This is a genomic window from Nocardioides sp. 616 (assembly GCF_002930065.1).
Taxonomy (GTDB): domain Bacteria; phylum Actinomycetota; class Actinomycetes; order Propionibacteriales; family Nocardioidaceae; genus Nocardioides; species Nocardioides houyundeii.
The window spans coordinates 99,832-124,005 of the sequence record NZ_POAG01000020.1; the positions used below are offsets into that span (position 1 = coordinate 99,832).

The window sequence follows — 24,174 nt, forward strand, 5'->3', positions numbered from 1 at the left end:
CTAGGGTGAGCCGTTCTGACCAGATGCAGGCGGAAGGCGATCCATGGGACTCATTCAGGCAGCGACCGGCGCACTCGGGGGAACCCTGGCTGACCAGTGGAAGGACTTCTACACGGTCCCCGCTGGCCTGGCCCCCACCGCCGCGCTCTTCGCGGCCGCGGCCAGCGGGACCAACGCCGGACGCGGCTCGAACACCAAGGGCTCCGACGGCGTCATCACCAACGGCAGCAAGATCATCGTGCCCGAGGGCTACGGCCTGGTCCTGATGCAGGACGGCGCCATCACCGGCTTCGCCGCCGAGCCCGGGGCCTACGAGTGGAACTCTGAGGCCCAGGACTCCCAGTCGATCTTCGCCGGCGACGGCCTGGGTCCGCTGGTCACCACCTCGTGGGAGCGCTTCAAGTTCGGTGGCCGCCCCAGCTCCCAGCAGCGCGCCTACTTCGTCGCGCTCAAGGAGCTGCCGAACAACCGGTTCGGCACCCAGTCGGAGATCTACTGGGACGACGCCTACATGAACGCCCAGGTCGGCGCGGTCACCCGCGGCACCTACACGATGCGCATCACCGACCCGATCCTCTTCATCAAGGCGTTCGTGCCGGCGACCTACCTGGAGCCCGGCCGGGTCTTCGACTTCACCGACGTGGAGAACGACGCCGCCTCCCAGCTCTTCAACGAGGTCGTCGGCTCCTTGGCGCCGGCATTCTCGATGTACACGAACGACCCGTCGAAGGGCAACCGGATCACCAAGATCCAGCAGGACTCCATCGGGTTCGCCCAGAGCCTGTCGGCCGCCGTCGAGGGGAACTACGGGTGGAGCACCGGCCGTGGGCTGGAGATCGTCTCGGTCGCGATCGTCTCCATCGAGTACGACGAGTCCACCCGTGAGCTGCTGCGCAACGTGCAGCGTGCCGACGCCCTCTCCGGTGCCCGTGGCAACTCCAACCTGCAGGCGTCCGTCGCCGCCGGCTTCGAGTCGGCCGGCGAGAACGCCGGCCCCGGCGGCCTGATCGGGATGGGCATGGCGGCCAGCGGCGCCGGTATCGGCGGCCTGCAGCAGCCGGTGCCCGGCGTGGGCGCCCAGTCCACGCCTGCCCAGCCCGCCCCGGCGGCTCCCGCGGCCCAGCCCGCAGCCTCCGCCGAGGACCCGATGGCGACGCTGACCAAGGCCAAGCAGATGCTCGACGCCGGCCTGATCACCCAGGCTGACTACGACGCCGCGAAGGCGAAGGCACTCGGCCTGTGAGCACCGAGGCGTCCGTGGGTGTGGACCCGGAGGAGCCGGTGGTCCCTGCCGACCCGGTGATCGAGACCGCCAACGAGCAGCTGGAGGACGGCGTCAACCGCTGCCCGGCGTGCGGGTCCACCGAGATCCAGCTGCGGGTCTCGACGTCGATGCTGATCTGCCTGTTCTGCCGTCACGAGTGGGCGGAGGAGAAGATCGAGCCGATGGTCTCCGCGGAGCAGGCGCTGCGCGACCTCGCCGGCACGACGGTGGCCTCGGGCGCCTCCGACATCACCGCGGACGCCGACATGCTCACCATGAAGTGCTCCGGCTGTGGGGCCGAGGTGGTCGTGAACACCGCCGAGGCCACGTCGTCGCGTTGTCACTGGTGCCGGCACGTGCTCAGCGTCAACGAGCAGCTGCCCAACGGTGCCGTGCCGGACGCCGTACTGCCGTTCAGCATCACTCGCGACCAGGCGGTGGAGCGCATCAAGGAGTTCGCCGGCAAGCGGAAGCTGTTCGCGCTCCGCCGGTTCACCCGGGAGTTCACGCCCGAGAACGTGGTCGGCGTCTACCTGCCCTACATGGTCGTCGACAGCAACGCCAGCGGCGACGTGCACGGTGTCGGGGAGGTGCAGACCCGGCGGTACACCCGCGGCACCGGTGACAACAAGAAGACCGTCTACGACGCGGACGTCTACCAGATCGACCGGCGCGTCGACTTCACCGCCGACGACCTGACCCTGGAGTCCTCGAGCGAGCGCGCCAACATGAGCGCGTTCGTCAACACCAACAACGTGATCAACACGATCCTGCCGTTCGACACCAAGAACGCGGTGCAGTGGAACGCCAGCTACCTGGTCGGCTACACCTCCGAGCGCCGAGACACCGACGTGTCGGCGCTGGTGCCCGTGCTGGAGCAACAGCTGCTCTCGATCACCCGGTCGCAGGTGCGCGACTCGGTGAGCAGGTACGACCGTGGGGTGCGCTGGGAGACGGAGAACGTCGTGGTGCACGGGACGAGGTGGCTCTCGATGTACCTCCCGGTGTGGCTCTACTCCTACTACCACGAGGCAGGGGAACGCTCGATGGTCCACTACATCGCCGTCAACGGACGCACCGGCGAGACCATGGGCAGTGTTCCGGTCTCGCACTGGCGGCTCACCCTGGCGGCCCTGACCACCGGCACGGTGCTCGAGTCCGTCGCCGTCGCGATCGTGGCGGGCTCGTGAACGCCCTCGCCCTGGAGCTGGCGTACCCCGCCATCAGGACCCTGGAGACCTCCACCCAGTCCGGAGGGTTGATGGCGCTGCTGCTCCTCGGACCCGCCGGGGCCGTCGGCGTCTACTGGGGGCTCTTCCGCTACTACCGCAACACCGACAAGTCGCACAGCTTCGAGAGGGAGACCCTCATCGAGGCGCAGCCCGTGACCGGGGACGAACGCAAGGTCGACACGGTGCGCGGGACAACCCGGACCAAGATCCCGGGCGACAACGTCTCCGACCACCGAGAGCGCGTGCAGCGCTCAGGCTGACCCCCCGGCCGTTGCGCTAGCGTGTCGGCTCCCAACCGCCCTGGACCCGGAGGTCCCATGAAGAAGTCCGCCAGCTTCGTCGCAGCCCTGCTCGCCCTCGCCACGGTGTCGCTCGGGCCGTCCGCCCACGCGGCGACCGGCAGCATCAAGGACAAGGCAGGCGACGCGCCGGCGAGGTTCGACGTGACCCGGCTCAAGGTCTCCCACACCTCGACCGAGGTGGTCATCACCGTCAAGGTCAGGTCGCTGGGCAAGCGGGACACCCAGTTCTTCGCCTACGACGTCTATGGCGCGACGACGTCGTTCGCCGGCACCAGCCACCGCGCGGCCAAGGGCGGCGTCAAGGACCAGTGGTACGAGCGCCAGAGCAACGGCATGGTGGTGCCGGCGGCCTGTGCTCCGGCGACCACGTGGAACCTCAAGCGCGGAACCATCCGTACGACGATCTCCCGGGCGTGCGTGCCCGACGCGGGGACGCTCAAGGTCAAGGCGTCCCTGGGCTCCGGCAAGGCGAGCTCGTCCAAGCAGGCCGACCTGACCAAGAAGCTCTCGGTCACCCAGGACTGATCCGCGCCGCGCGGTCCCCAGGCTCGCGGAGCGCCGGATGGCGGGGGAGTGCAGGTAGCCTGCGAGCGTGGGCGCGGTGTCAGCGATGGACGACTTCCAGCGGCGACACCGAGTGGTGGGTTTCCCGCTCGCTGTCGTCTACAAGTACTTCGACGACCAGTGCCCCTACCTGGCCGCCGCGCTGACCTACTACGCCTTCGTCGCGATCTTCCCCCTCATGCTGCTGGGCTCCTCGATCCTGGGCCTGGTGCTGCGGGGGGAGCCGCAGTGGCAGGAGGCGATCCTGGACTCGGCGCTGGCGCAGTTCCCGATCATCGGCGACGAGCTGGGCCGGCCGGAAGGGCTGCAGGGTTCCTTCACCGGGGTCGCGATCGGCGGGCTCACAGCCCTCTACGGCAGCCTCGGTCTGGGGCAGGCGCTCCAGAACGCCCAGCACGTGGTGTGGGGAGTGCCCCGCAACAGCCGGCCGAACCCGATCTACGCCCGGGTCAAGACGCTGTTGCTGCTCCTCACCGCCGGGCTCTCCCTGGTCACCGTGTCGGTCCTGGCGACGGTGGCCAGCACGACCGACGTCCTGAGCGAGACGCTCCACAGCTGGATCAGGCTCTCACTGCCGTTCGTCACGATCGTGGTGGTGGGCGCCTTCCTCACCGTGCTGTTCCGGTTCGCGGCCACCGGCCAGCACTCCTACACGCGCGCCGCTCCCGGAGGCTTCGCCCTGGCGATCATGTGGCAGGGGCTGCAGATCGTGGGGGCCCGGTACGTGGAGCACGTGCTGGTCGACGCCAGCTCCATGGCCAAGACCTTCGGCCTGGTCCTGGGGCTCGTGGGCTTCCTGTGGATCGGGGCGGTGATGGCCGTGCTGGCGATGGAGATCAACGTCGTGCTCGCCCGGCGGCTGTGGCCACGCGCCCTGCTCACGCCCTTCACCGACAACGTGCAGCTCACCGACGCCGACCGCCGCGCCTACGCCTCCTACGCCAGGATGCAGCGTCACAAGGGCTTCGAGCACGTGGCCGTCTGGTGGGAGGAGCGCTCCCAACCCGACGAGGCATCGACTTCCGTGCCGGACGAGGACGAAGCGTCCTCGCGGTGACGCCTCAGCGCCGCGTGCGCCCGGGCTCCAGCTGCTCGAGCAGCTGGTCGAGCAGTCGGCGCAGAGCGTGGCCGTCGGCCTCGCTCATCCCCATCCCGGCCACCAGTCGGGTCGGCACGTCGGCCACCCGGTCCCGCAGCGCCCGGCCCGCAGCGGTCACCGAGACCAGCACCCGACGCTCGTCGACCACGTCGCGGGTCCGGGTCACCAACCCCATCGACTCCATCCGCTTGAGCAGGGGAGTGAGAGTGCCGGAGTCGAGGTGGAGTCGCGTCCCCAGGTCTCCCACGGTCAGCGGGCCGTCGGCGTCCCAGAGGCCGAGCAGGCAGAGGTACTGCGGGTAGGTCAGCCCCACCTCGGCCAGCAGCTCGGTGTAGCGCCGGGTCACCGCTCGCGACGCGGCGTACAGGGGGAGGCAGAGCTGGCGGTCCAGCTCCAGCTGGGGATAGTCGGTGTCCACAGCCCGAGAATACCTCTTGCCCTAATCAATTGCACACAATACAGTTCCTGGCATGAAGACTCTCTACACTGCCAGCGCCGTCGCCACCGGAGACGGCCGCAACGGTCACATCGAGTCCACCGATGGCATCCTCGTCGCCGACGTGCGCACCCCCAAGGAGATGGGCGGAGCGGGCGGCGCCACCAACCCCGAGCAGCTCTTCGCCGCCGGCTATGCCGCCTGCTTCCACTCCGCGCTGCGGCTGGTCGCCCAGCAGGCGGGCGCCGACGTGGCCGAGTCCGAGGTCGTCGCCGACGTCTCCATCGGTGACAACGGCAACGGCGGCTTCCAGCTCGCCGTCGGGCTCGAGGTGACGCTGCCCTCGGTTCCCCGCGAGGAAGCCGAGAAGCTGGTCGAGCAGGCCCACCAGGTCTGCCCCTACTCCAACGCCACCCGGGGCAACATCGAGGTCACCCTCACCGTCGCCTGATCCCCGGAGCCGGTGAGATCGGCGACACACAACTGTTCGTCCGGCGTCCGGTCGGAAACATCCCCGTGACCGTTCATGGTGCACGGCGGTAACCGTGGACTCCTAGCCTCCCCGAACACACGCTGCTCCGCAGCGGGCGATCTCGGAGGTTCCATTGACACAGACACGGCGTGGATTCCTGCGCAACGTCGGCATTGCCGGCGGCGCAGGCGTCATGTTCAACACCATGGGAGCCCTCGGGCTCAGCCCCGCGGCGAGCGCGGAGACGCCGCCGTTCACCCCTCTGGACAGGAGCGGGCTGCAGCGGCACGGCAGGAAGAAGGTCATCGTCATGGGCGGCGGGATCGCCGGCCTGACCACCGCCTACGAGCTGCTCAAGGGTGGCTACTCGGTCACGGTCCTGGAGGGCCGCAACCGGCCCGGCGGCCGCAACTGGACGGTGCGCGGGGGTGACACCCACACCGATCTCAACGGCCGCACCCAGCGGGCCCGGTTCTCCCGCGACCAGTACATGAACGCTGGGCCCGGCCGGATCCCGCAGATGCACGTCACCATCGACTACTGCCGGGAGCTGGGCGTCCCGATCGAGGTGTTCACCAACCAGAACGCCGACGCCTTCCTCTACCGGGAGAACGTGCCGGGCGCGCTCAACGGCGTGCCGGTGCGGCAGCGGGCGGTGAAGGCGGACGCCTACGGCTACACGGCCGAGCTGCTGGCCAAGGCCACCGACCAGGGAGCCCTGGACGCCGAGCTGACGCCGGAGGACAAGGAGGCGCTGATCTCCTACCTGCGCAGCTTCGGCGCGATCAACTCCGCGAACGAGTACGTCGGCGGGGGGCGACGTGGCTACGACCCGCAGCCGGGGGCGCACCTGGAGGCGGGAACGCCGCTGCCGCAGTACGACATCTCCGACCTGTTCCGCTCCACGCTGGGGAACTACTTCTCCTTCGAGATGGGCTTCGACCAGGCGATGATGATGTTCCAGCCGGTGGGCGGCATGGACCGCATCGCCTACGCCCTCGCCGCCGCGGTCGGTATCCGGAACGTCCGCTACAACGCCGAGATCGTGGAGTACCGCAACACCACCGACGGGGTCGAGGTGCTCTACCGCGGCCCGGAGGGCACCCGGAAGGTCAGCGGCGACTTCGCGGTCAACACCATGCCGCCGCACATCGCCGCGCGCATCCCCAGCAACCTGCCGGCCGAGGTGGTCACCGCGCTGGGCTCGGTGAGCAAGACGAACGCCGGGAAGATCGGCATCGAGTACGAGCGTCGCTGGTGGGAGGAGGACTTCCGCATCTACGGCGGCATCACCAACGCCAACACCAACGTCGGCAACGTCTGGCACCCCTCCTACGGCTACAACGGGCGCCGCGGCACGATGATCGGCTACTACAACACCGGTGCCAACGCGAACTTCTACGGCGCTCTCACCCCCGAGCAGCGCTTCCGGGAGGCGGTGACCCAGGGCAAGAAGATCTTCGGCGACGTGTACGGCGAGAAGGTGCACAGCCACTTCAGCCAGGACTGGGCGTCGGCGAAGTTCTCCGAAGCGGCGTGGGTCGGCTGGCCCTCCGCGGTCGGGGGACAGACCGGGGCCGGCTACCAGAGCCTGCTCGGGCCCACCGCGAACATCTACTTCGCCGGCGACCACCTCAGCCACGCCATCGCGTGGCAGCACGGGGCGATGACGTCGGCACGAGCAACCGTCGCGCAGATCCACGAGAGGGTGATGGCCTGATGAGCGAGATGACCAGGACGAGCAGGACGAGCAGGACGACCCGGGCCCGGCACCGGACGAGGACCGCGGTGGTGGTCGTGGTGACGGCTGCGGTGGTGGCCCCGGCCGCCGCTGTCGCCGGTGGCACGATGCTGGGTGAGCCGCGGCCCGGCACCACGGTGTCGGTGCTGCCAGCCGGGCAGGACAACCCCTCCATCGCCGAGGGGGTCGCCATCGGCAAGGACACGGCGATCTACAAGACCAGCGGGCTGGGACCGGGAGCGCTGAACACCGCAGCGCCGGCCGGCACGGAGCAGCGCTACGTCGACCCGGTCGACCTCGTCGGCGGCGCCCTGCCGCCGGGCGTGACGATCACCGAGGCCCAGGGCCTCAACGTGCTGCGCCGGATCGGGGAGAACCTGGCCCGGGTCGGCCTGAGCTACGACGACGTGATCACGATGCGGGTCTTCCTCCAGAACCCGGCGGGGGAGGAGAAGATGGACTTCGCCGGCTGGAACCGTGCCTACCGGCAGTTCTTCGCCAACACCAGCCTGTCGAACGGCCAGCCGGTCCCCGTGCCGCTGGGCACGGCGCTGCCCGCGCCCCCGATGGTGGCCAACCCGGCCCGGCCGTCGCGCTTCGCCCTGGAGATCGAGAACCTGCCGGTCAACGGCTGGCTGGTCGAGGTGGAGGTCGACGCCGCCTTCCCGGAGAAGAAGAAGAAGAAGTGGGGGTGGCACTGATGCCGAACCTGGGAGCCACCGAGCTCACCATCCTGTTCGCGGTATTCCTGCTGATGTTCGGGGCCCGCAAGCTCCCCGACCTGGCGCGCGGCACGGGTCAGGCGCTGCGGATCTTCCGCGACGAGACCAGGAGTCGCGACACGGACGAGCTGGCACCGCCGCCGCCCGTCCCGACCTCGGTGCCTGAGGAGGTCCGCTCCTCCTGAGCGGGAGCGACGAAGAGGGCCCCGACCACATCTGTGGTCGGGGCCCTCTCGCGTGCTGTGGTGCGGTGGTGCGGTGTCGATCAGCTCACGTCGGTGCCCACGGCGAGGCCTTCGATCCGGATGGGCTTGCGCTTGCCCACCACGATCTTGACGTTGCCGGTACGCGCCTTCTTGAACGTGATCGTGCGCAGCTCGTTGAAGGCGTTGGCACCCTTCAGGTTGAAGGTGCGCACCTTCTTGCCGCCCAGGAACACCTTGACGGTGCCGGCCTTGGGGGTCGGCGCGACGACCAGCGAGATGCTGGTCGCGTTGCGGACCCGGGTCACCAGCTTGGCGTTCTTGTCGTTGGAGACCAGGAAGCCACCACCGAAGGCGTGCTTGTTCTTCACACGCTTCCACGTGCCCTTGCGGGTCAGCTGCGCGTCGTTCAGCGGCACGGTGAAGGACCGCGTCGCCGGGGTGGCGTCCGCAGAGCCGTCGGGACCGACGGCGGCCACGGTGACCTGGTGCGTGCCGCTGCTGAAGCGCTTGGTCAGGTCACCGGCCGCGCAGTCGACGGGGTCACCGTCGACCGTGCAGACGAAGGTGGAGCCGGCCACGTCCGAGGAGTACTCGAGCGTCTGCTTGCGGTCCATGACGATCGAGCCCTCGGAGGGGCCGCTGGTGATCGTCGTCTCCGGGGCCTTCGACGTCCCGGGGGTGCCGGGGGTCTGGGCCGCCGGAGTCACCGTGATGGTGAGCTCCTCGGTGACCGTGTCACGTCCGTCGGAGACGGAGACGCTGACGGGGTAGCTGCCCGGCGCCGCGGTCACGGTCCCGGTCAGCCGCCAGGTGGCGGTGCCCGGTCGGGTGTTGACGTCGGAGACGGCAACCCGGTCGAGCGAGACGCCCGAGGGCAGGCCCGACGCCGTGGCGGTGAGCTCCTCACCGGCACCGCCTCGGGTCGCAGCCGACAACTCGACCGCGGGGACCGAGTCGCCCGTACGGACGCTGACCGCGTCCTGGGTGGGACCGGTGACCGTGAGCGAGGCGTTGATCTCGAAGTCGGCGTCGTTGACGTCGAAGAAGTAGTTGTCCACCGCCTCGATCTTGATCCGGGCCTTGGTCGTGGGGACGTTCGGCCAGGTGATGCGGTGGCTACCGTCGTTCAGGGTGCTCTCGGCCAGGACGTGGTCGAAGGTCTGGCCACCGTCGGTGGACAGGGTGATCCGCACGTTCTCGGCGAGCGCCGGGGTGTTGGTGCCGGCGACGGCCCACGTCAGGTTCTCGCCACGGCCGGACACGGCCGCCGCGCCTGCGGTGTTCTTGGAGCTGACCAGGAACGGACCCGCAGCCTTGTCGAGGGTGAGCTTGACGTCGTCGTAGGCGTAGCCGCCACCCGCGGGGTTGAGGTCGCGAGCGGTGAACCGGAAGTTCAGCGACGGCTCGGTGTTGCCGGCCTGGCTGGCCCCGACGTAGTCGGCGGTGGGCAGCCACTCCGCGAAGCACTCCACGACCGGGACGGACACGTTGGTCGCCCCGCCGGTGGCCGGCTTCGCCGGCATCGCCGGGCAGGTGGCCGCGTTGGCGTTGGTGTTGTTGGACAGGATCTGGCCCATGTCCGGGAAGACCCGGGTCGGGTCGGACGTGGCGATGTTCTCACCGGGCGAGTTGATCTGCAGCGTCCCGGCCGGGGTGACCGGCGCGTGGGTGCCGAAGATCCGGAAGAGCGGACCGTTGGTCTTGACCTGGTTGCCCAGGGCGGTGCCGGTGGAGCCGCCGCGGTCGTTCTGCTCCCAGATGTGGATCAGTGCGTCCCCGTCGGGGTCGGTCGCCGAGCCGGTGAGGGCGAACGGCGTCCGCAGCGGGATGGTCTTGTCGGCCGGGGCCGTGGCGATGGGCGTGCGGTTGCCGCTCGGGGTGACGGTCTGGCCGCCGTTCTCGACCGGGCCGCCCTGCGCGGTCTCACCGACGAAGCCGGTGACGTCGCCCGAGACCGGCGTGAGGACCAGCGACTCGACGTCGACGTCGTTGACGGCTCCGCCGTTGAAGGTCACCTGGAAGCCGGTGTCGTTGATCGCGCCGCTGCCGCCGAACGCGGCCACGGTGACGGTGTCGGTGCCGACGATGGCCTCGAGGGCCGCGTCGATCGCCGCGGTGGTGTACTCGGTGCCACGCACGATCGGAGCGGTGGTCTGGCCATCGAAGGAGAGGGTGAACGACTCGCCGTCGGTGTCGAAGCCGCGGAGCGAGACGGTCTGCACCTCGTCCTCGTCGGGGCGGACGGCGAGCACCGTGTTGGTGATGTCGGTGATGCTGCGCTGCGAGAAGTACGGGTCGCTGTGCGGCTGCAGGTTGTCCTGCTGGCAGATGCCGGCGTAGGCCATGATCGAGCTGCCGGAGCCGGGCTCCCACGGCGATCCGCCGATGTTGCTGCCGCAGTTGTACTCGGTGCCGTTGAAGGTGTGCGGGCCGCCGAACTGGTGGCCGATCTCGTGGGCGACGTAGTCGATCGCGAAGAAGTCACCCTCCGGCTGGGGGAGGCCGGTGCAGCCTCGCGCCTTGCCGGTGCCGCCGATGACGCCCAGGCCGGCGACGCCGCCGCCGGGGGTGCCCAGCGCGATGTGGCCGACGTCGTAGTTGCCGGCGCCGACGACCTGGCCCAGCACGATCCGGTTGCGGTTCAGCAGCGCGCCGGTGCAGCTGGCCAGCTGCGTGGTGGTGAAGCAGGGTGCGTCACCGCACGGGCCGCCGGCCTCGGTGGCCTTGGCGGCGGTGTCGAAGTTGAGCTTGTCGGTGTCGTTGATGAGGAGCATCCGGATGGCCAGGTCGTCGTTGTAGAGCTGGTTGACCCGGTTCATCAGCGTGACCTTCTCGGCCAGCACGTTCTCGGTGCCGAAGTACGCGGCGTACGACGGGTCGGTCACCAGTGCCAGGCGGTAGGTGCGCAGCGAGACCTCGTCGCCCGCGGGCTCGCCGGCGCGCTCCTCGTCGAGCTGCTCGACCACGTCCTCGTCGAGCTCGGGCTCGACCAGACCCTTCTCCGGCACGGGAAGGCTGCTGCCCAGGTAGGAGAGGTAGAGGCTGTCGTCGCCGTTCCAGGCGGGATCGACGTACCAGGCAGCCTCGTCGGCGGCACCGCGGACGGCAGCGTGGAAGCCGTTGGGAGTGACGTCGAACCGGATGGTGGCGGTGGGGTCCTCGACGCCGCGACCGGCGTAGGTGCGGAGCTCGGGGTGCTCGGCCGCGAGCTCGGCCTCCATGACCGGGGACTCCTTGACGGCGAAGGCGACGAGGTCGCCGTCCGGCGAGGGGACCCAGACCGTCTCGGCGGCCGCGGTGCTCTGCTCGAGCGGCGCGTCGCGGAGCTCGCCACGCAGCGCGCTGCCGTCGAGGGTGAAGGCCGCGTAGTCGGAGGGGTTGACGCGCGGAGCGTCGCCCTCACGGTTGGCGCCCGGCTTGGCGGTCGAGGACGACCAGTAGTCGCCCGGCTCGGGGCTGGCCGTGGCGGCAGGGGAGGTGAACAGCACGAGGCCGCCCACTCCGAGCGCCGCCGCGATGGAGGAGCAGATCAACCCCTTGACGAGGGGGCGTCTGCGGGACGCATGGGTCATGTGTGACTCCGGGGAAAGAAGTTGTGTGGTCTTAGTGAGTGAAACACGCCATTTTTCGGGTAGGTAACGGAGTTCACATGGTGGGCGTGCGTCTCGCGATGCCCGGGACGATGAATTTGTCAATCTTGACTCGTTCCAGAGAAGAGACCATGCTGCTCCCCATGGCCGCACCCGACTTCCCCACCGCCCTGCGCGAGGCGTCGCTGCGGGTCACCCAGCCGCGGCTGGCGGTGCTGAACGCCGTGCACGAGCACCCGCACGCCGACACCGAGGCGCTGATCGGCCACGTCCGGGCCCGCCTCGGGACCGTCTCGCACCAAGCCGTGTACGACGTGCTGCGTGCGCTCACCGAGGCCGGGCTGCTGCGCCGGATCCAGCCGGCCGGTGCCACGGCCCGCTACGAGGCCCGTGTGGGGGACAACCACCACCACGTGGTCTGCCGCTCCTGCGGCGCCATCGCCGACGTGGACTGCGCGGTCGGCCATGCCCCTTGTCTGACCGCCTCCGACGACCACGGCTTCGTGGTCGACGAGGCGGAGGTCGTGTACTGGGGCACCTGCCCCGAGTGCGCGGCTGTCCGCACCGCCTGACCCTCCACCCGCAATCCCCAGCAACCAGTAAGTCCGGAAGGAAGCCCTGATGACCGACAACCAGGACAACGACACCCCCACCAGCCCTCAGGGGGTTGATCGCAAGGCCGAGGCCGGCTGCCCGGTCATGCACGACTCGGCGACCGCCCAGGGCAGCGAGAGCGAGAACCCGGCGATCGACTCGCCGACCCCCAAGACCGGTGGCCGGCCGCACAGCCTCCAGGACTGGTGGCCCAACATGCTGGACCTCTCGGTCCTGCACGCGCACTCCGCCAAGGGCAACCCGCTGGGCGAGGACTTCGACTACAAGCGCGAGTTCGAGAAGCTCGACGTCGAGGCCCTCAAGGCTGACCTGGTCGAGCTCATGCACTCCTCGCAGGACTGGTGGCCCGCCGACTTCGGCCACTACGGCGGGCTGTTCATCCGGATGAGCTGGCACGCCGCTGGCACGTACCGCATCTACGACGGCCGCGGCGGCGCCGGTGACGGCGGGCAGCGCTTCGCTCCGCTCAACAGCTGGCCCGACAACGCCAACCTCGACAAGGCCCGCCGCCTGCTGTGGCCGGTGAAGCAGAAGTACGGACAGAAGATCTCCTGGGCCGACCTGCTCGTCCTGGCCGGCACCGTGGCCATGGAGGACATGGGCTTCGAGCACTTCGGGTTCGCCTTCGGTCGCGAGGACGTCTGGGAGCCCGAGGAGATCTTCTGGGGCCCGGAGGACACCTGGCTCGGTGACGAGCGCTACTCCGGCGACCGGGAGCTCGACGAGGCCCTCGGCGCGGTCCAGATGGGTCTGATCTACGTCAACCCCGAGGGCCCGAACGGCAACCCGGACCCGCTGGCCTCGGCCCGCGACATCCGTGCCACCTTCGCCCGGATGGCGATGAACGACGAGGAGACCGTCGCGCTGATCGCCGGCGGCCACACCTTCGGCAAGACCCACGGTGCCGGGGACGCCGACCTGGTCGGCCCCGAGCCCGAGGCTGCTCCGCTCGAGCAGCAGGGCCTGGGCTGGAAGAGCGAGTTCGGCTCGGGCAAGGGCGGCGACACCATCACCTCCGGCCTCGAGGTCACCTGGACCTACCACCCCACCCGCTGGGACAACGAGTTCTTCCACATCCTCTACGCCTACGACTGGGAGCTGTTCAAGTCCCCGGCCGGCGCGAACCAGTGGCGCCCGAAGAACGGTGCGGGCAACGACATGGTGCCCGGCGCCCACGAGGGCGACCCCCGTCGCGAGCCGCGGATGCTCACCTCCGACCTCGCCCTGCGCTTCGACCCGGAGTACGACAAGATCTCGCGTCGCTTCAAGGAGAACCCCGAGGAGTTCCGCCTGGCCTTCGCCAAGGCCTGGTACAAGCTGCTGCACCGCGACATGGGTCCGGTCTCGCGCTTCCTGGGCCCCTGGGTCCCCGAGGCCCAGCTGTGGCAGGACCCGGTGCCGGCCGTCGAGGGTGCGCTCGTCAGCGACGCCGACGTCGCCGCGCTCAAGGCCAAGGTCCTGGACTCCGGTCTCACCGTCTCCGAGCTCGTCTCCACCGCGTGGGCCTCGGCGGCGAGCTTCCGCTCCACCGACAAGCGGGGCGGCGCCAACGGCGCTCGCATCCGCCTCGAGCCGCAGCGCAGCTGGGCGGCCAACCAGCCCGAGCAGCTCGCGAGCGTGCTGGACAAGCTCGAGGGCATCCAGGCGGAGTTCAACGCCGCCGGTGGCGCGCAGATCTCCCTGGCGGACCTGATCGTGCTGGCCGGCTCGGCCGCGGTCGAGAAGGCCGCCCGCGACGCGGGTGTCGAGGTGACGGTGCCGTTCCACGCCGGTCGCACCGACGCCACGCAGGAGGAGACCGACACCGAGTCCTTCAAGGTGCTCGAGCCTCGTGCCGACGGCTTCCGCAACTACCTGCGCCCCGGGGTGAAGCTCCAGCCCGAGATGCTGCTGGTGGACCGCGCGTACATGCTCGACCTGACCGCGCCCGAGATGACGGTGCTGCTCGGTGGCATGAGGGTGCTCGGCAACAACGTCGGCGGCACCCAGCACGGTGTGCTCACCGACCGGCCGGGTGTGCTGACCGGCGACTTCTTCGCCAACCTGCTTGCCCCCGGCACCCAGTGGAAGGCGTCGCAGGCGGAGGAGGGCGTCTACGAGATCCGCGACGTCACCACCGGCGACGTGAAGTGGACCGCGACCCCGGTCGACCTGATCTTCGGCTCGAACTCGCAGCTGCGCGCCCTCTCCGAGGTCTACGCCAGCGACGATGCCCGGGAGAAGCTCGTGTCTGACTTCGTCGCCGCCTGGACCAAGGTGATGGAGCTCGACCGGTTCGACCTGGCCTGACCCCAGGCGCTCCACGACGAGCCCGGCACCCGCATGAGCGGGGGCCGGGCTCGTTCGCGTTCGGGCGCACCGCCGTGTGCACCTGTGCGCGGGAGCCGTTGCGGTCCGCGTCGCTGGCCGATACAACTGGAGGGTTGCGCCTCGCGCGTGACATGGATCTTGGGAGGGTCACCATGTCGATCGTCAGCGCACGCCGTATCGCCGGCGCAGTCACCACCGTGTGGAGCATCTGGGCGTTGTTCGTGCCCACTCCGCAGGTGAGCGTCGCCCCCCCGGGGCCGCCGCAGCCCTCGAACTCGGTGCTCACCGAGCCGGCCGGCTACCTCGAGACCGAGCACTTCATCTCGGGAAAGGCCAACGCCTACGCTCCGGCCGGCACCTGGGCCGCCGACGGCAGGTGGCGCAAGGAGGTGGTGGAGCGCGGCCTCCCCTACAAGACCCGCCTCATCGTGAACCGCCCCGCAGACCCGAGGAAGTTCAACGGGACCGTGTGGGTGGAGTGGCTCAACGTCAGCACGGGCGCGGACGTCGCGCCCAGCTTCGCCCAGGCCCGCGACCGGATCCTGGACAGTGGCGCCGCCTGGGTCGGCGTCTCCGCGCAACGGGCGGGGGTGGAGGCGGCCAAGAGGCTCAACCCGGAGCGCTACGGCGCCCTCGACATCGCCCGCGACGCCCTCAGCTACGACATCTACTCCCAGGCCGGCAAGGCGGTGCGCACCCGCCCCCAGCTGCTGGGCGGGCTTCGCCCCCGGCGGGTGATCGCCACGGGGGAGTCCCAGTCGGCGTTCCGGATGACGACCTACGTCAACGCCTTCGCCCCGACCACCGGGGTCTACGACGGCTACCTGATCCACTCCCGCTTCGCCAGGGCCGCGCCGCTGGCTGCCGACGGCCTCATGTCCGACCTGGCCCCGCGCATCCGCCAGGACATCGATGTCCCCGTCTTCCAACTGCAGACCGAGAGCGACCTGGGCGGCTGGGAGGCCGTGCGCCAGCCCGATCGCGGCAATGTGCACACCTGGGAGGTGGCGGGAGCCGCGCACGCCGACGTCTACACCGTCGAGGCCACCTTCGGGTGGGAGACCAACTCGACGGCGGTGGCCGAGCTGCTCGGCTGTGCCCGACCGGTCAACGACTTCCCGTTCCACTACGCCGCCAACGCCGCGTACGCCGCACTGGAGCGGTGGGTGCGTCGAGGCATCCGTCCCGCCTCGGCGCCGCCGCTGGAGATCGTCGACGACTGGATCCAGCGGGACGCCGACGGCAACGCCAAGGGCGGGCTGCGGCTTCCCGACATCGACGTGCCCGTGGCCACCCACAGCGGGCAGGGCAACACCGGGCTGACCGGTGGCTTCCTATGCGTCCTGTTCGGCACCACCGTCCCCTTCACCGACGCCCGGCTGGCCGAGCTCTACCCCACGCACGAGGCCTACGTCGCGGCGTACACGGCGAAGGCCGATGCCGCGCTCAAGGCCGGGTTCATGACGCGGGCCGACCGCGACGCGGCGGTGGCGGCCGCCCAGGCGGCGGACGTCCCCTGAGCGGTAGCCGGCTACATCGGTTCTGACCGAACGCCCTGTTCGGTGCGGCATGATGCCCCTGTGACCCAGCTCCCACCCCTGCTCCTGCTGCACGGCGTCATGATGTCCGGCTCAGCCTGGTCGCGGGTGACTCCGCTGCTCGCGCCGCGGTACGACGTACACGCACCGACAGCGGCCGGGCACGCCGGTGGCCCCGCCCTGACCGGGCGCGCGACGGTGGCGGAGCTGACGGACCACACCGAGCGGTTCCTCGACGACCTCGGTCTGGACGCCGTGCACGTGGCCGGCAACAGCCTCGGCGGCTGGATGGCGATCGAGCTCGCCCGGCGAGGCCGCGCACTGACTGTCTGTGCCCTCTCGCCGGCGGGGTTCTGGACCCCGGGAGCCCCGGACCAGACCAAGCGGGCCGGCAAGCTGCGCCGGGTCAGGCAGCTGACCCGGATCAGCGCGCCCGTGCAGCCCCTGGCGTTGAGGTCGGCCACCGTGCGCCGGCTGAGCATGCGCGACATCGCCAGCCACGGCGACCGGCTGACCCCGGCGGAGGCAAGGAAGTCCGCCTCGGACCTGCTGGCCTGCCCGGCCGGTCTCGACCTGCTGTCCACCACCGAGTCCATCGCGCCCCTGGACCCGGTGCCCTGCCCGCTCACCCTGGCCTGGCCCGAGCAGGACCGGATCTTCTCCGCAGACGTGCACGGGGTCACCGCGCATCGCCTCGTCCCGGGGGCCCGGCACGTCACCATGCCGGGTGCGGGCCACGTGCCGATGATCGACGACCCCGAGGAGTGCGCCCGGGTGATCGCTGCGGCCACCGGGGTCTGACCCCACCAGCCCCAGGAATACCCGCTTAGGCGGGTGTCCTGGACCTTCGAGGGGCATGCATGCCCCTCGAAGCGTCAGGATCCCCGCTCAGGCGGGGTTTCCTGCACCCCGCCGAATTCCGATCCGGAGGATGTCGATCCGGAGGGTTCCCCGTTCGACTCCATGGTGAGAGGGTCCGAACCGGACCCGGACGACGAGGAGAGCACCATGAAGTACATGCTGATCATGCGGGCCAGCGACGAGGCGATCGAGCAAGCCGCCGACGTCGAGTTCGACTTCGACCAGATGCTCGAGGTGATGGGCCGGTACAACGACGAGATGATCAACGCCGGGGTGCTGGTCGCCGCGGAGGGCCTGGACGACGCGGCCAAGGGGGTCGTCGTGGACTACTCCACGCAGCCGCCTGTGGTCACCGACGGGCCCTACGGGGAGACCAAGGAGCTGTTCGGCGGGTTCTGGATCCTCGACGTCGCGTCCCAGGAGGAGGCCGTCGAGTGGGCCAAGCGGGCACCGATGGCGGGGCCGGGGATGAAGGCCGAGATCCGCCGGGTGGCCAGCATCGACGAGTTCCCGCAGGACAACGAGTGGATCAAGCGGGAGCGTGCGTGGCGGGAGGCGACCGGCCAGCTGTGACGCAGTCGTCCTCCGGGTCCGCCGAGGGCCGGCAGGCCGTCGAGGCGGTGTGGCGCATCGAGTCCGCCCGCCTCGTCGGCACGCTGGCGCGGCACACCGGCGACTTCTCCCTGGCCGAGGACCTGGCGCAGGAGGCCTTGGCGGAGGCGCTGGTGACCTGGCCCCGCGAGGGGATCCCGGGCAACCCCGGCGGCTGGCTCCTCGCCGTGGGGCGGCGCCGCGCCGTGGACCTCTACCGGCGGCGGGCGGCGCTGGAGCGCAAGTACGCCGAGATGGCGCACCAGGACCCGGCACCGGCGACCGACGAGCTGCCCTGGGACCCGGACCGGATCGACGACGACGTCCTGGCCCTGATGTTCACCGCCTGCCACCCGGTGCTCTCGCCCGAGTCGCGGGTGGCGCTGACCCTGCGTGTCCTCGGCGGCCTGAGCAGTGACGAGATCGCCCGGGCCTTCCTGGTCCCGACGGCGACCGTGCAGGCCCGGATCACTCGCGCCAAGAAGACGCTGGCAGCAGCCCGGGTGCCGTTCGGCGTACCCGCCGCCGAGGAGAGGCGCGAGCGGCTGGGCGCGGTGCTGAGCGTGGTCTACGTGATCTTCACCGAGGGGTCCAGCGCCACCTCCGGTGGTGAGCTGATCCGCACCGACCTGGCCCGGGAGGCGGTGCGGCTGGCCCGCGTCCTGTCGCGGCTGGTGCCGGAGGAGTCGGAGGTCCACGGTCTGCTGGCCCTGCTCGAGCTGACCGCCGCCCGCTTCCCGGCCCGGTTGGACGACGCGGGCGACGCGGTGCTGCTGGAGGACCAGGACCGGCGCCGCTGGGACCGGGCCGCGATCCGCCGAGGGCGGGCGGCGCTGGAGCGCGCCGCGCGCACCGGCCGGGGATGGGGCCCCTACGGCGTCCAGGCCGCCATCGCGGAGTGCCACGCGGTCGCCGGATCGGTGGCGCAGACCGACTGGGAGCGGGTCGTGGTGCTCTACGAGGCACTCGGCCGGATCGCGCCGTCGCCGGTGGTGGAGCTCAACCGCGCCGTGGCCGTCTCGATGGCCCACGGACCGGCCCGGGCGCTGGTCCTGGTCGACGAGCTGGTGGCCGCCGGAGCGCTGGCCGGGTCGCACCTGCTGCCGAGCGTGCGCGGTGAGCTGCTGCGCCGGCTGGGCCGGATGCGCGAGGCACGCGCCGAGCTCTCCGAGGCGCTCCGGCGCTGCGGCAACGACCGGGAGCGGGCCCTCCTGGGCCGCAAGCTGGAGGACCTGTGCTGAGGTCTTCCGCACATCGGGACCGGCGGCCATGATGGTCGCGATGATGGAGCTCGAGTTCAGCGGTGAGGTGTGGCACTGGCGCGGTCCGTCGCCGTTCCACTTCGTCACGGTGCCCGAGGAGGACAGCGACCTGTTGGCGGCTGCCGCCGGCGCCGTCACCTACGGCTGGGGGATGATCCCGGTGGCGGCCCGCCTCGGCGGCACCAGCTGGACGACGTCGCTGTTCCCCAAGGACGGGGGGTACGTCGTCCCGGTCAAGAACCTGGTGCGTCGCGCCGAGGGCGTGGCGGTGGGCGACGTGGTCCGGCTCAGGCTGAGCATCGATGTCTGAGCGGGCACAGGTCCTGCACCGGGCCTCCTGGCTAGGGTGCCGCCCATGGACTGCTTGTTCTGCACCATCGCCTCCGGGGCGGCGCCGGCCGAGGTGGTGCACGCCGACGCCGAGCTCGTCGCCTTCCTCGACACCCGTCCGGTCTTCAAGGGCCACGTCCTCCTGGTGCCCCGCCAGCACGTGGTCACGCTGCCCGACCTGCCCGCCCCCCTGCGGGACGGCTTCCTGGAGGTCGCGCAGCGGCTGGCGAGTGCCATGGTCTCCGGGCTCGGCGCCCAGGGCTCGTTCGTGGCGATGAACAACACCGTGAGCCAGTCGGTGCCGCACCTGCACCTGCACGTGGTGCCCCGCACCAAGGGCGACGGGCTGCGGGGCTTCTTCTGGCCCCGGACGACGTACGCCAACGAGGCCGATCGGGCGGCGTACGGCGAGCGGATCAGGTCAGCCCTGGGCTGAGCCGGCGTTGTGCTAGCCGCCCGGAGCCAGGGCGTCGCTCAGCACCTAGAGTGACCTCGGCGCAGGGACCGACCCTGCGCAGGCAGCAGAGGAGGATCCCTGACATGGGTCGTTTCGACGGTCGAGTCGCAGTCATCACCGGAGCCGCGCGCGGCATCGGCTTCGGCACCGCCCAGCGCTTCGCGGAGGAGGGGGCCAGCGTCGCCATCATCGACCTCGACGAGGCCGCCGCGTCCGAGGCCGCCGCCCGACTCACCTCCTCGGCCGGCGAGGTCCGGGCCATCGGCATCGGCTGCGACGTCACGGACGCCGCCTCGGTCGACGCGGCCTTCGAGCGCATCGTGGCCGACCTGGGCGGAGTGCACATCCTGGTCAACAACGCCGGGATCACCCGCGACAACCTGCTGTTCAAGATGACCGAGCAGGACTGGGACCTGGTGATGAACGTCCACCTCAAGGGTGCGTTCTTGATGACCAAGGCCGCCCAGAAGCACTTCGTCGCCCAGAAGTACGGCAAGATCGTCAACCTCTCGAGCGTATCCGCACTGGGCAACCGGGGGCAGGCCAACTACTCCGCCGCCAAGATGGGCGTCCAGGGCTTCACCCGCACCCTGGGCATCGAGCTCGGCCCCTTCGGCATCAACGCCAACGCGGTGGCCCCCGGCTTCATCGCCACCGAGATGACCGACGCCACCGCCGCGCGGCTGGGTCTGGACGTCGAGGAGTTCCGCCGCCTCAACGCCGAGAACAACCCGGTCAAGCGGGTCGGCTTCCCCGAGGACATCGCGGCCGCCGTCGCGTTCCTGTGCAGCGACGAGGCGTCGTACATCACCGGCCAGACGCTGTACGTCGATGGTGGCGCCAAGCTGGTCAGCTGACCTGGTAAACCTCCCGGACGGGGAGACCTCAGTCACGCCCTGAGCGTGACGGGGTCTCCCCGTCTTTACTTGTGCACCCCTGACGTGTGTACCTTTTTTTAGTCGGACTACCGACCTCAATAAATAGAAACTGCCCCGGGTACGCCGAGTCCTGCCCGTCCGGGAGCAGCTCCAGACTCATCAGAAAGTCGGGCAGGAGTGGGGGACCCACAGGTTCCACGCCGAGCGCTGCGCGCTCGGCTCGGGGTGAAGTCACCCAATGGGTGGCGGAGCACTTTCCAGCTCCAACCCGACAGCTCACCTCACAGGCGTGGGAAAGGAACACATCTCCATGTCTGCGACCCCTCGCAAGCTCCACACTCTCGTCCGCTCACTCATGCTCGGCACCCTCTCCGTCGGTCTGGTTCTCGGCCTCGGACTCACCGGGACCAGCACCACCACCGCGGCGCAGGCCGCTCCCGCCTCCGACATCCGCCTGGTCTCCGGTCACACCGCCGACTCGGCCAAGACCGTCCAGGCCCGCAAGGCCGCGAAGGCCACCAAGCGCGTCCAGGCCCGCAAGGCCCGGGTGCAGGCCCGCAGGATCCAGGCCCGCAAGGCCCGGGTCCAGGCCCGCCGGGCCGTGCTCCGCAAGGTCGGCCGGGCCAAGGGCATCGCCCTGGCCCAGCGCGGCGACCGCTACGTCTACGGCGCCACCGGCCCGAACGCCTTCGACTGCTCCGGCCTGGTGCAGTTCGCCTACAAGCGTGCCGGCTTCCCGCGGATGCCCCGCACCTCCGGCGCCCAGGCGGGTCACACCCGGCGCATCGCCAAGGGCGCGATGCGTCCCGGCGACCTGATGTTCTTCGCCAACGGCGGCGGCGTCTACCACGTCGGCATCTTCGTCGGCCGCGGCCGTGGCGGTGTCCCGCTGATGGTGCACTCCTCCCGTCCGGGCACCCCGGTGGGCGTCTCGGTGCCGTGGACCAGCAGCTGGTTCGCCGGCACGGTGCGCGCCGCCTGAGTCTCACCCCCCGGCGCAATCCGAACTGAAGAGATGGACAATTGTGCGGGCGCGCCTGACCCCGAAGGGGTCGGTGCGCCCGCACACTTTCTCCCGAGTCACTCGTTCCTCCCGATCGGAGCCCACCGTGCGTCGCACCCTCCCGCTGGCCACCGCCTTCCTCAGCAGCGCAGCCCTGCTCCTCGCCGGTTGCGGGGGAGGGGGCGACGAGGAGACGCCGGAGGGGAGCCCCTCGGCGGCTGGGTCCACCGAGTCACCGGCGGCGCCGCAGACGTGGCCGCTCACCGGGCTGACGGCAGCTGAGGGCAAGTCCACGGCCAAGAACCTGCCGGTACTGGTCACCAAGATCGACAACACCTCCAGCGCGGCGCCCCAGATGGGCCTGGGCAAGGCCGACATGGTGGTCGAGGAGCTCGTCGAGGGCGGGACCACCCGACTGGCGGCGTTCTTCTACAGCCAGCTGCCGGACGTGGTGGGGCCGGTGCGCTCCATGCGGGCCAGCGACGTCGGCATCGTCACGCCCGTCGACGCGACCGTGATCACCAGTGGTGCCGCGCAGATCACCAAGAACCGCATCAACGCAGCGGGCATCCAGTTCTTCGAGGAAGGGGCCAAGGGCTTCTTCCGGGAGCCCTCCCGCTCCGCGCCGTACAACCTGATGGCGCGGACCAAGGAGGTCGCGACCCTGGCCAAGGTCGACTCCTCGCGTCCTGAGGACTACTTCGTCTTCGGGGACCCCGCCGACCTGCCCAAGGGCAAGAAGGCGACCTCGCTGTCGGCCAACTTCGGCCGGCACACCACCACGTGGGCGTTCGCGGACGGCAAGTACGTCAACCAGGCGACGTACGCCGGCCAGGGCGACGAGTTCCCCGCAGACACCGTGCTGGTGCTGCGGGTCCGGGTCGGGGACGCCGGCTACAAGGACCCGGCGGGTAGCTTCGTGCCCGAGACGATCTTCGAGGGCTCGGGACCGGCGCAGCTGTTCCACCGGGGCCGGGTGGTGAACGGGACCTGGAGCAAGGACTCCCTCACCGCCGGCCTCCACCTGGAGGCGAAGGGCAAGGAGCTCACGATGCCGCCCGGGCGCACCTGGGTGGAGCTGGTGCCCCAGGACACCGGCTCGGTGTCGGTCGTCAAGTAGTCGCCTCGTGGCTCAGGCCGGGTCGGCGCGCCAGAGCGCCGAGCTGGTCACCGACTCCAGGTCGGCACCGGACTCCATGATCTCTCGGATGCCGGCAAGCATCAGCCCGATGACCGCCTCCACCCGGAGGCTGTCGGCCTCAGGGTCGTCGCTGACCGAGACCGAGGCGCCGGCGGAGTTCAGCGCGCCGAAGAAGATCCGGCCGAAGGTGTGCAGCATCGGCTCGTCGATCGTCCAGGACCCGGTGAACAGGGTGCTGCGGACGATCTCGACCACCGTGCCGTACGTGGACCGGTCCTCCTGCTGGCGCAGCGCCTCGTAGCCCAGCACCGAGGGGCTCTCCTGCACCACGATCCGCCGGTAGCGGGGTTCGCGGACGATGGCCAGGAAGGTGCGCACCCCCACCAGGGCCTGCTCCCAGGGGTCCGCCACGCCCGCGATCGCCTGCGCCACCGCCAGGGCCGACTGGTCCTCCACCCGCTCGAACACCGCTCCGAACAGATCCTGCTTGCCGGTGAAGTGGTGGTACAGGGCGCCCTTGGTCACCTGGGCGCCGGCCACCACCGCGTCGAGTGAGGTGGCGGCGTAGCCGTGGGCGGTGAAGAGCTCCTCCGCGGCGTCGGTGAGGGCACGCTTGGTGGCGGCGGAGAACTCCTGACGTCGGGTGGCGCCCGGGGTCCGCAGCGAAGTCATCCGGGCAGTCTAGGACCGTGCGTACGCCCTGGCACCAGTCGCGTGTGCCCAGGGTCACGTGGGGTTCGTTTGCATACCGCGGGTATGCCAACGTACGTTGAAGGTGTACGAAGTCAGCGGCACCCGCGGTGCCGCTCCCCATTCCAGGCAGTCCCTTCCGGCGCTCACGCGGTCCCTCCCGATCGCACCCTCCCTCCCCCCGATGCGCTGGAAGGGGCTGCCTTTCCTCCTTCGCCGGTCTGCCCATTCCGCTGCGCCGGTACCTTCCGCGCCGAACCTGGGTCATCATGGAGACATGGACGGATCGATCGGGCGGGACGCCTACCGCGAGACCGCCGTACGGCGCGGGTCACTGCTCGTGGCGAGCCCGGAGATGACCGATCCCAACTTCGCCGAGACCGTGGTGCTGATGCTCGACGTCGACGACGGGGGAGCCCTGGGCATCGTGCTCAACCGGCCGTCCGCGGTGACTGTCGCCGAGGTGCTGCACGACTGGCGGGACACGGTGGCGGAGCCCGGGGTGCTCTTCTTCGGCGGCCCCGTGAGCACCGAGGGTGCGCTGGCACTGGGCCTGCTCGCCGACCCGCGCGACCCGCCGGTCGGCTTCCGCGAGCTCTACGGGCCGGTGGGCATGGTCGACCTCGACACCCCGGTGGAGCTCGTCGACGGGTCGCTCTCGCGGCTGCGGATCTTCGCCGGCTACGCGGGCTGGGGGGCCCAGCAGCTCGAGCAGGAAGTGGCCCGGGGCGACTGGTACGTCGTCCCCTCCGAGCTGGTGGACCTCTTCCGCGCCGACCCGGTGGACCTGTGGCGCGACGTGCTGAGGCGCCAGCCCGGCGAGCTGGCGTGGCACTCCACACGTCCTGCCGATCCCGACCTCAACTGACC

24 protein-coding genes and 1 riboswitch are annotated in these 24,174 nt (G+C 70.4%); of the genes, 21 read left to right on the forward strand and 3 right to left on the reverse strand.

Features of this window, described 5'->3' with window-relative positions:
• Window positions 1-43 precede the first annotated feature (43 nt).
• The 5 genes from C5H89_RS14110 to C5H89_RS14130 all read left to right on the forward strand — a co-directional run bounded on the left by C5H89_RS14110 (window position 44) and on the right by C5H89_RS14130 (window position 4,419).
• Window positions 44-1,243, forward strand: a complete 1,200-nt coding sequence (locus C5H89_RS14110; protein WP_104107626.1) for an SPFH domain-containing protein — start codon at window positions 44-46, stop codon at window positions 1,241-1,243.
• Window positions 1,240-2,454, forward strand: coding sequence for a hypothetical protein (locus C5H89_RS14115; RefSeq protein ID WP_104107627.1), 1,215 nt, complete (start codon window positions 1,240-1,242; stop codon window positions 2,452-2,454). The genes C5H89_RS14110 and C5H89_RS14115 overlap by 4 nt, the downstream gene beginning before the upstream one ends.
• On the forward strand, window positions 2,451-2,756 hold the full coding sequence (locus C5H89_RS14120; protein ID WP_205305035.1) for a hypothetical protein: 306 nt from the start codon (window positions 2,451-2,453) through the stop codon (window positions 2,754-2,756). Before C5H89_RS14115 ends, C5H89_RS14120 begins: the two co-directional genes overlap by 4 nt.
• A gap of 57 nt (window positions 2,757-2,813) precedes the next feature.
• Window positions 2,814-3,323 (forward strand): hypothetical protein, encoded by a 510-nt coding sequence (locus tag C5H89_RS14125; RefSeq protein WP_104107628.1) that lies wholly within the window; start codon window positions 2,814-2,816, stop codon window positions 3,321-3,323.
• Between the two features lie 67 nt (window positions 3,324-3,390).
• A complete protein-coding gene (locus C5H89_RS14130) occupies window positions 3,391-4,419 on the forward strand; it encodes a YihY/virulence factor BrkB family protein (protein ID WP_240181877.1) in 1,029 nt (342 codons plus the stop codon).
• A 4-nt stretch (window positions 4,420-4,423) separates the two neighbouring features.
• Here C5H89_RS14130 and C5H89_RS14135 read toward each other — a convergent pair whose 3' ends face one another.
• Window positions 4,424-4,879, reverse strand: coding sequence for a MarR family transcriptional regulator (locus C5H89_RS14135; RefSeq protein ID WP_104107629.1), 456 nt, complete (start codon window positions 4,877-4,879; stop codon window positions 4,424-4,426).
• A gap of 52 nt (window positions 4,880-4,931) precedes the next feature.
• On the opposite strand from C5H89_RS14135, the gene C5H89_RS14140 reads away from it, so the two are divergent.
• From C5H89_RS14140 to C5H89_RS14155, 4 genes are all read left to right on the forward strand, one after another.
• Window positions 4,932-5,348: an organic hydroperoxide resistance protein gene (locus C5H89_RS14140; protein WP_104107630.1), complete on the forward strand. Its 417-nt coding sequence runs from the start codon at window positions 4,932-4,934 to the stop codon at window positions 5,346-5,348.
• A gap of 154 nt (window positions 5,349-5,502) precedes the next feature.
• Window positions 5,503-7,089 carry an FAD-dependent oxidoreductase gene (locus C5H89_RS14145; RefSeq protein WP_114149428.1) on the forward strand — a complete coding sequence of 529 codons (1,587 nt, stop codon included), beginning with the start codon at window positions 5,503-5,505 and terminating at the stop codon, window positions 7,087-7,089.
• A complete protein-coding gene (locus tag C5H89_RS14150) occupies window positions 7,089-7,811 on the forward strand; it encodes a Rid family hydrolase (RefSeq protein WP_240181878.1) in 723 nt (240 codons plus the stop codon). The genes C5H89_RS14145 and C5H89_RS14150 overlap by 1 nt, the downstream gene beginning before the upstream one ends.
• Window positions 7,811-8,017 carry a twin-arginine translocase TatA/TatE family subunit gene (locus tag C5H89_RS14155; protein WP_205305050.1) on the forward strand — a complete coding sequence of 69 codons (207 nt, stop codon included), beginning with the start codon at window positions 7,811-7,813 and terminating at the stop codon, window positions 8,015-8,017. Before C5H89_RS14150 ends, C5H89_RS14155 begins: the two co-directional genes overlap by 1 nt.
• A gap of 80 nt (window positions 8,018-8,097) precedes the next feature.
• On the opposite strand, the gene C5H89_RS14160 is transcribed toward C5H89_RS14155, so the two are convergent.
• Window positions 8,098-11,610 (reverse strand): reprolysin-like metallopeptidase, encoded by a 3,513-nt coding sequence (locus C5H89_RS14160; protein ID WP_104107633.1) that lies wholly within the window; start codon window positions 11,608-11,610, stop codon window positions 8,098-8,100.
• 149 nt (window positions 11,611-11,759) lie between these two features.
• Between C5H89_RS14160 and C5H89_RS14165 the strand changes: the two genes are divergently transcribed.
• From C5H89_RS14165 to C5H89_RS14215, 11 genes are all read left to right on the forward strand, one after another.
• The gene (locus tag C5H89_RS14165; RefSeq protein WP_275887127.1) at window positions 11,760-12,200 is read left to right on the forward strand and encodes a Fur family transcriptional regulator; all 441 of its coding nucleotides are present in this window, start codon (window positions 11,760-11,762) and stop codon (window positions 12,198-12,200) included.
• Window positions 12,201-12,249: 49 nt separating this feature from the next.
• Window positions 12,250-14,532: a catalase/peroxidase HPI gene (katG, locus tag C5H89_RS14170; RefSeq protein WP_104107634.1), complete on the forward strand. Its 2,283-nt coding sequence runs from the start codon at window positions 12,250-12,252 to the stop codon at window positions 14,530-14,532.
• Window positions 14,533-14,705: 173 nt separating this feature from the next.
• The gene (locus tag C5H89_RS14175; protein WP_104107635.1) at window positions 14,706-16,073 is read left to right on the forward strand and encodes an alpha/beta hydrolase domain-containing protein; all 1,368 of its coding nucleotides are present in this window, start codon (window positions 14,706-14,708) and stop codon (window positions 16,071-16,073) included.
• 60 nt (window positions 16,074-16,133) lie between these two features.
• The gene (locus C5H89_RS14180) at window positions 16,134-16,892 is read left to right on the forward strand and encodes an alpha/beta hydrolase (protein ID WP_205305036.1); all 759 of its coding nucleotides are present in this window, start codon (window positions 16,134-16,136) and stop codon (window positions 16,890-16,892) included.
• A 207-nt stretch (window positions 16,893-17,099) separates the two neighbouring features.
• Window positions 17,100-17,525 carry a YciI family protein gene (locus C5H89_RS14185; protein ID WP_104107707.1) on the forward strand — a complete coding sequence of 142 codons (426 nt, stop codon included), beginning with the start codon at window positions 17,100-17,102 and terminating at the stop codon, window positions 17,523-17,525.
• Window positions 17,522-18,784, forward strand: a complete 1,263-nt coding sequence (locus C5H89_RS14190; RefSeq protein WP_205305037.1) for a DUF6596 domain-containing protein — start codon at window positions 17,522-17,524, stop codon at window positions 18,782-18,784. The genes C5H89_RS14185 and C5H89_RS14190 overlap by 4 nt, the downstream gene beginning before the upstream one ends.
• 40 nt (window positions 18,785-18,824) lie before the next feature.
• Window positions 18,825-19,115, forward strand: a complete 291-nt coding sequence (locus C5H89_RS14195) for a DUF1905 domain-containing protein (protein ID WP_240181879.1) — start codon at window positions 18,825-18,827, stop codon at window positions 19,113-19,115.
• 45 nt (window positions 19,116-19,160) lie between these two features.
• The gene (locus C5H89_RS14200; protein WP_104107637.1) at window positions 19,161-19,571 is read left to right on the forward strand and encodes an HIT family protein; all 411 of its coding nucleotides are present in this window, start codon (window positions 19,161-19,163) and stop codon (window positions 19,569-19,571) included.
• 104 nt (window positions 19,572-19,675) lie between these two features.
• A complete protein-coding gene (gene fabG / locus C5H89_RS14205; RefSeq protein WP_104107638.1) occupies window positions 19,676-20,449 on the forward strand; it encodes a 3-oxoacyl-ACP reductase FabG in 774 nt (257 codons plus the stop codon).
• A gap of 168 nt (window positions 20,450-20,617) precedes the next feature.
• A riboswitch (cyclic di-AMP (ydaO/yuaA leader) is annotated at window positions 20,618-20,773 on the forward strand.
• Between the two features lie 7 nt (window positions 20,774-20,780).
• Window positions 20,781-21,452 (forward strand): C40 family peptidase, encoded by a 672-nt coding sequence (locus C5H89_RS14210; protein ID WP_162799380.1) that lies wholly within the window; start codon window positions 20,781-20,783, stop codon window positions 21,450-21,452.
• Window positions 21,453-21,579: 127 nt separating this feature from the next.
• A complete protein-coding gene (locus tag C5H89_RS14215) occupies window positions 21,580-22,593 on the forward strand; it encodes a DUF3048 domain-containing protein (protein ID WP_162799381.1) in 1,014 nt (337 codons plus the stop codon).
• A 12-nt stretch (window positions 22,594-22,605) separates the two neighbouring features.
• Here C5H89_RS14215 and C5H89_RS14220 read toward each other — a convergent pair whose 3' ends face one another.
• On the reverse strand, window positions 22,606-23,286 hold the full coding sequence (locus C5H89_RS14220; protein WP_104107641.1) for a TetR/AcrR family transcriptional regulator: 681 nt from the start codon (window positions 23,284-23,286) through the stop codon (window positions 22,606-22,608).
• A gap of 295 nt (window positions 23,287-23,581) precedes the next feature.
• Between C5H89_RS14220 and C5H89_RS14225 the strand changes: the two genes are divergently transcribed.
• Window positions 23,582-24,172, forward strand: coding sequence for a YqgE/AlgH family protein (locus C5H89_RS14225; protein WP_104107642.1), 591 nt, complete (start codon window positions 23,582-23,584; stop codon window positions 24,170-24,172).
• Window positions 24,173-24,174: the final 2 nt, after the last annotated feature.

Excerpts from the sequence above, each read along its gene's own strand:
- fabG (WP_104107638.1), top strand. The coding sequence starts at position 19,676 with ATGGGTCGTTTCGACGGTCGAGTCGCAGTCATCACCGGAGCCGCGCGC.
- C5H89_RS14195 (WP_240181879.1), top strand. The coding sequence starts at position 18,825 with ATGATGGAGCTCGAGTTCAGCGGTGAGGTGTGGCACTGGCGCGGTCCG.
- C5H89_RS14200 (WP_104107637.1), top strand. The coding sequence starts at position 19,161 with ATGGACTGCTTGTTCTGCACCATCGCCTCCGGGGCGGCGCCGGCCGAG.
- C5H89_RS14165 (WP_275887127.1), top strand. The coding sequence starts at position 11,760 with ATGCTGCTCCCCATGGCCGCACCCGACTTCCCCACCGCCCTGCGCGAG.
- C5H89_RS14140 (WP_104107630.1), top strand. The coding sequence starts at position 4,932 with ATGAAGACTCTCTACACTGCCAGCGCCGTCGCCACCGGAGACGGCCGC.
- katG (WP_104107634.1), top strand. The coding sequence starts at position 12,250 with ATGACCGACAACCAGGACAACGACACCCCCACCAGCCCTCAGGGGGTT.
- C5H89_RS14185 (WP_104107707.1), top strand. The coding sequence starts at position 17,100 with ATGAAGTACATGCTGATCATGCGGGCCAGCGACGAGGCGATCGAGCAA.
- C5H89_RS14225 (WP_104107642.1), top strand. The coding sequence starts at position 23,582 with ATGGACGGATCGATCGGGCGGGACGCCTACCGCGAGACCGCCGTACGG.
- C5H89_RS14150 (WP_240181878.1), top strand. The coding sequence starts at position 7,089 with ATGAGCGAGATGACCAGGACGAGCAGGACGAGCAGGACGACCCGGGCC.
- C5H89_RS14160 (WP_104107633.1), bottom strand. The coding sequence starts at position 11,610 with ATGACCCATGCGTCCCGCAGACGCCCCCTCGTCAAGGGGTTGATCTGC.
- C5H89_RS14175 (WP_104107635.1), top strand. The coding sequence starts at position 14,706 with ATGTCGATCGTCAGCGCACGCCGTATCGCCGGCGCAGTCACCACCGTG.
- C5H89_RS14125 (WP_104107628.1), top strand. The coding sequence starts at position 2,814 with ATGAAGAAGTCCGCCAGCTTCGTCGCAGCCCTGCTCGCCCTCGCCACG.
- C5H89_RS14220 (WP_104107641.1), bottom strand. The coding sequence starts at position 23,286 with ATGACTTCGCTGCGGACCCCGGGCGCCACCCGACGTCAGGAGTTCTCC.
- C5H89_RS14110 (WP_104107626.1), top strand. The coding sequence starts at position 44 with ATGGGACTCATTCAGGCAGCGACCGGCGCACTCGGGGGAACCCTGGCT.
- C5H89_RS14155 (WP_205305050.1), top strand. The coding sequence starts at position 7,811 with ATGCCGAACCTGGGAGCCACCGAGCTCACCATCCTGTTCGCGGTATTC.
- C5H89_RS14210 (WP_162799380.1), top strand. The coding sequence starts at position 20,781 with ATGTCTGCGACCCCTCGCAAGCTCCACACTCTCGTCCGCTCACTCATG.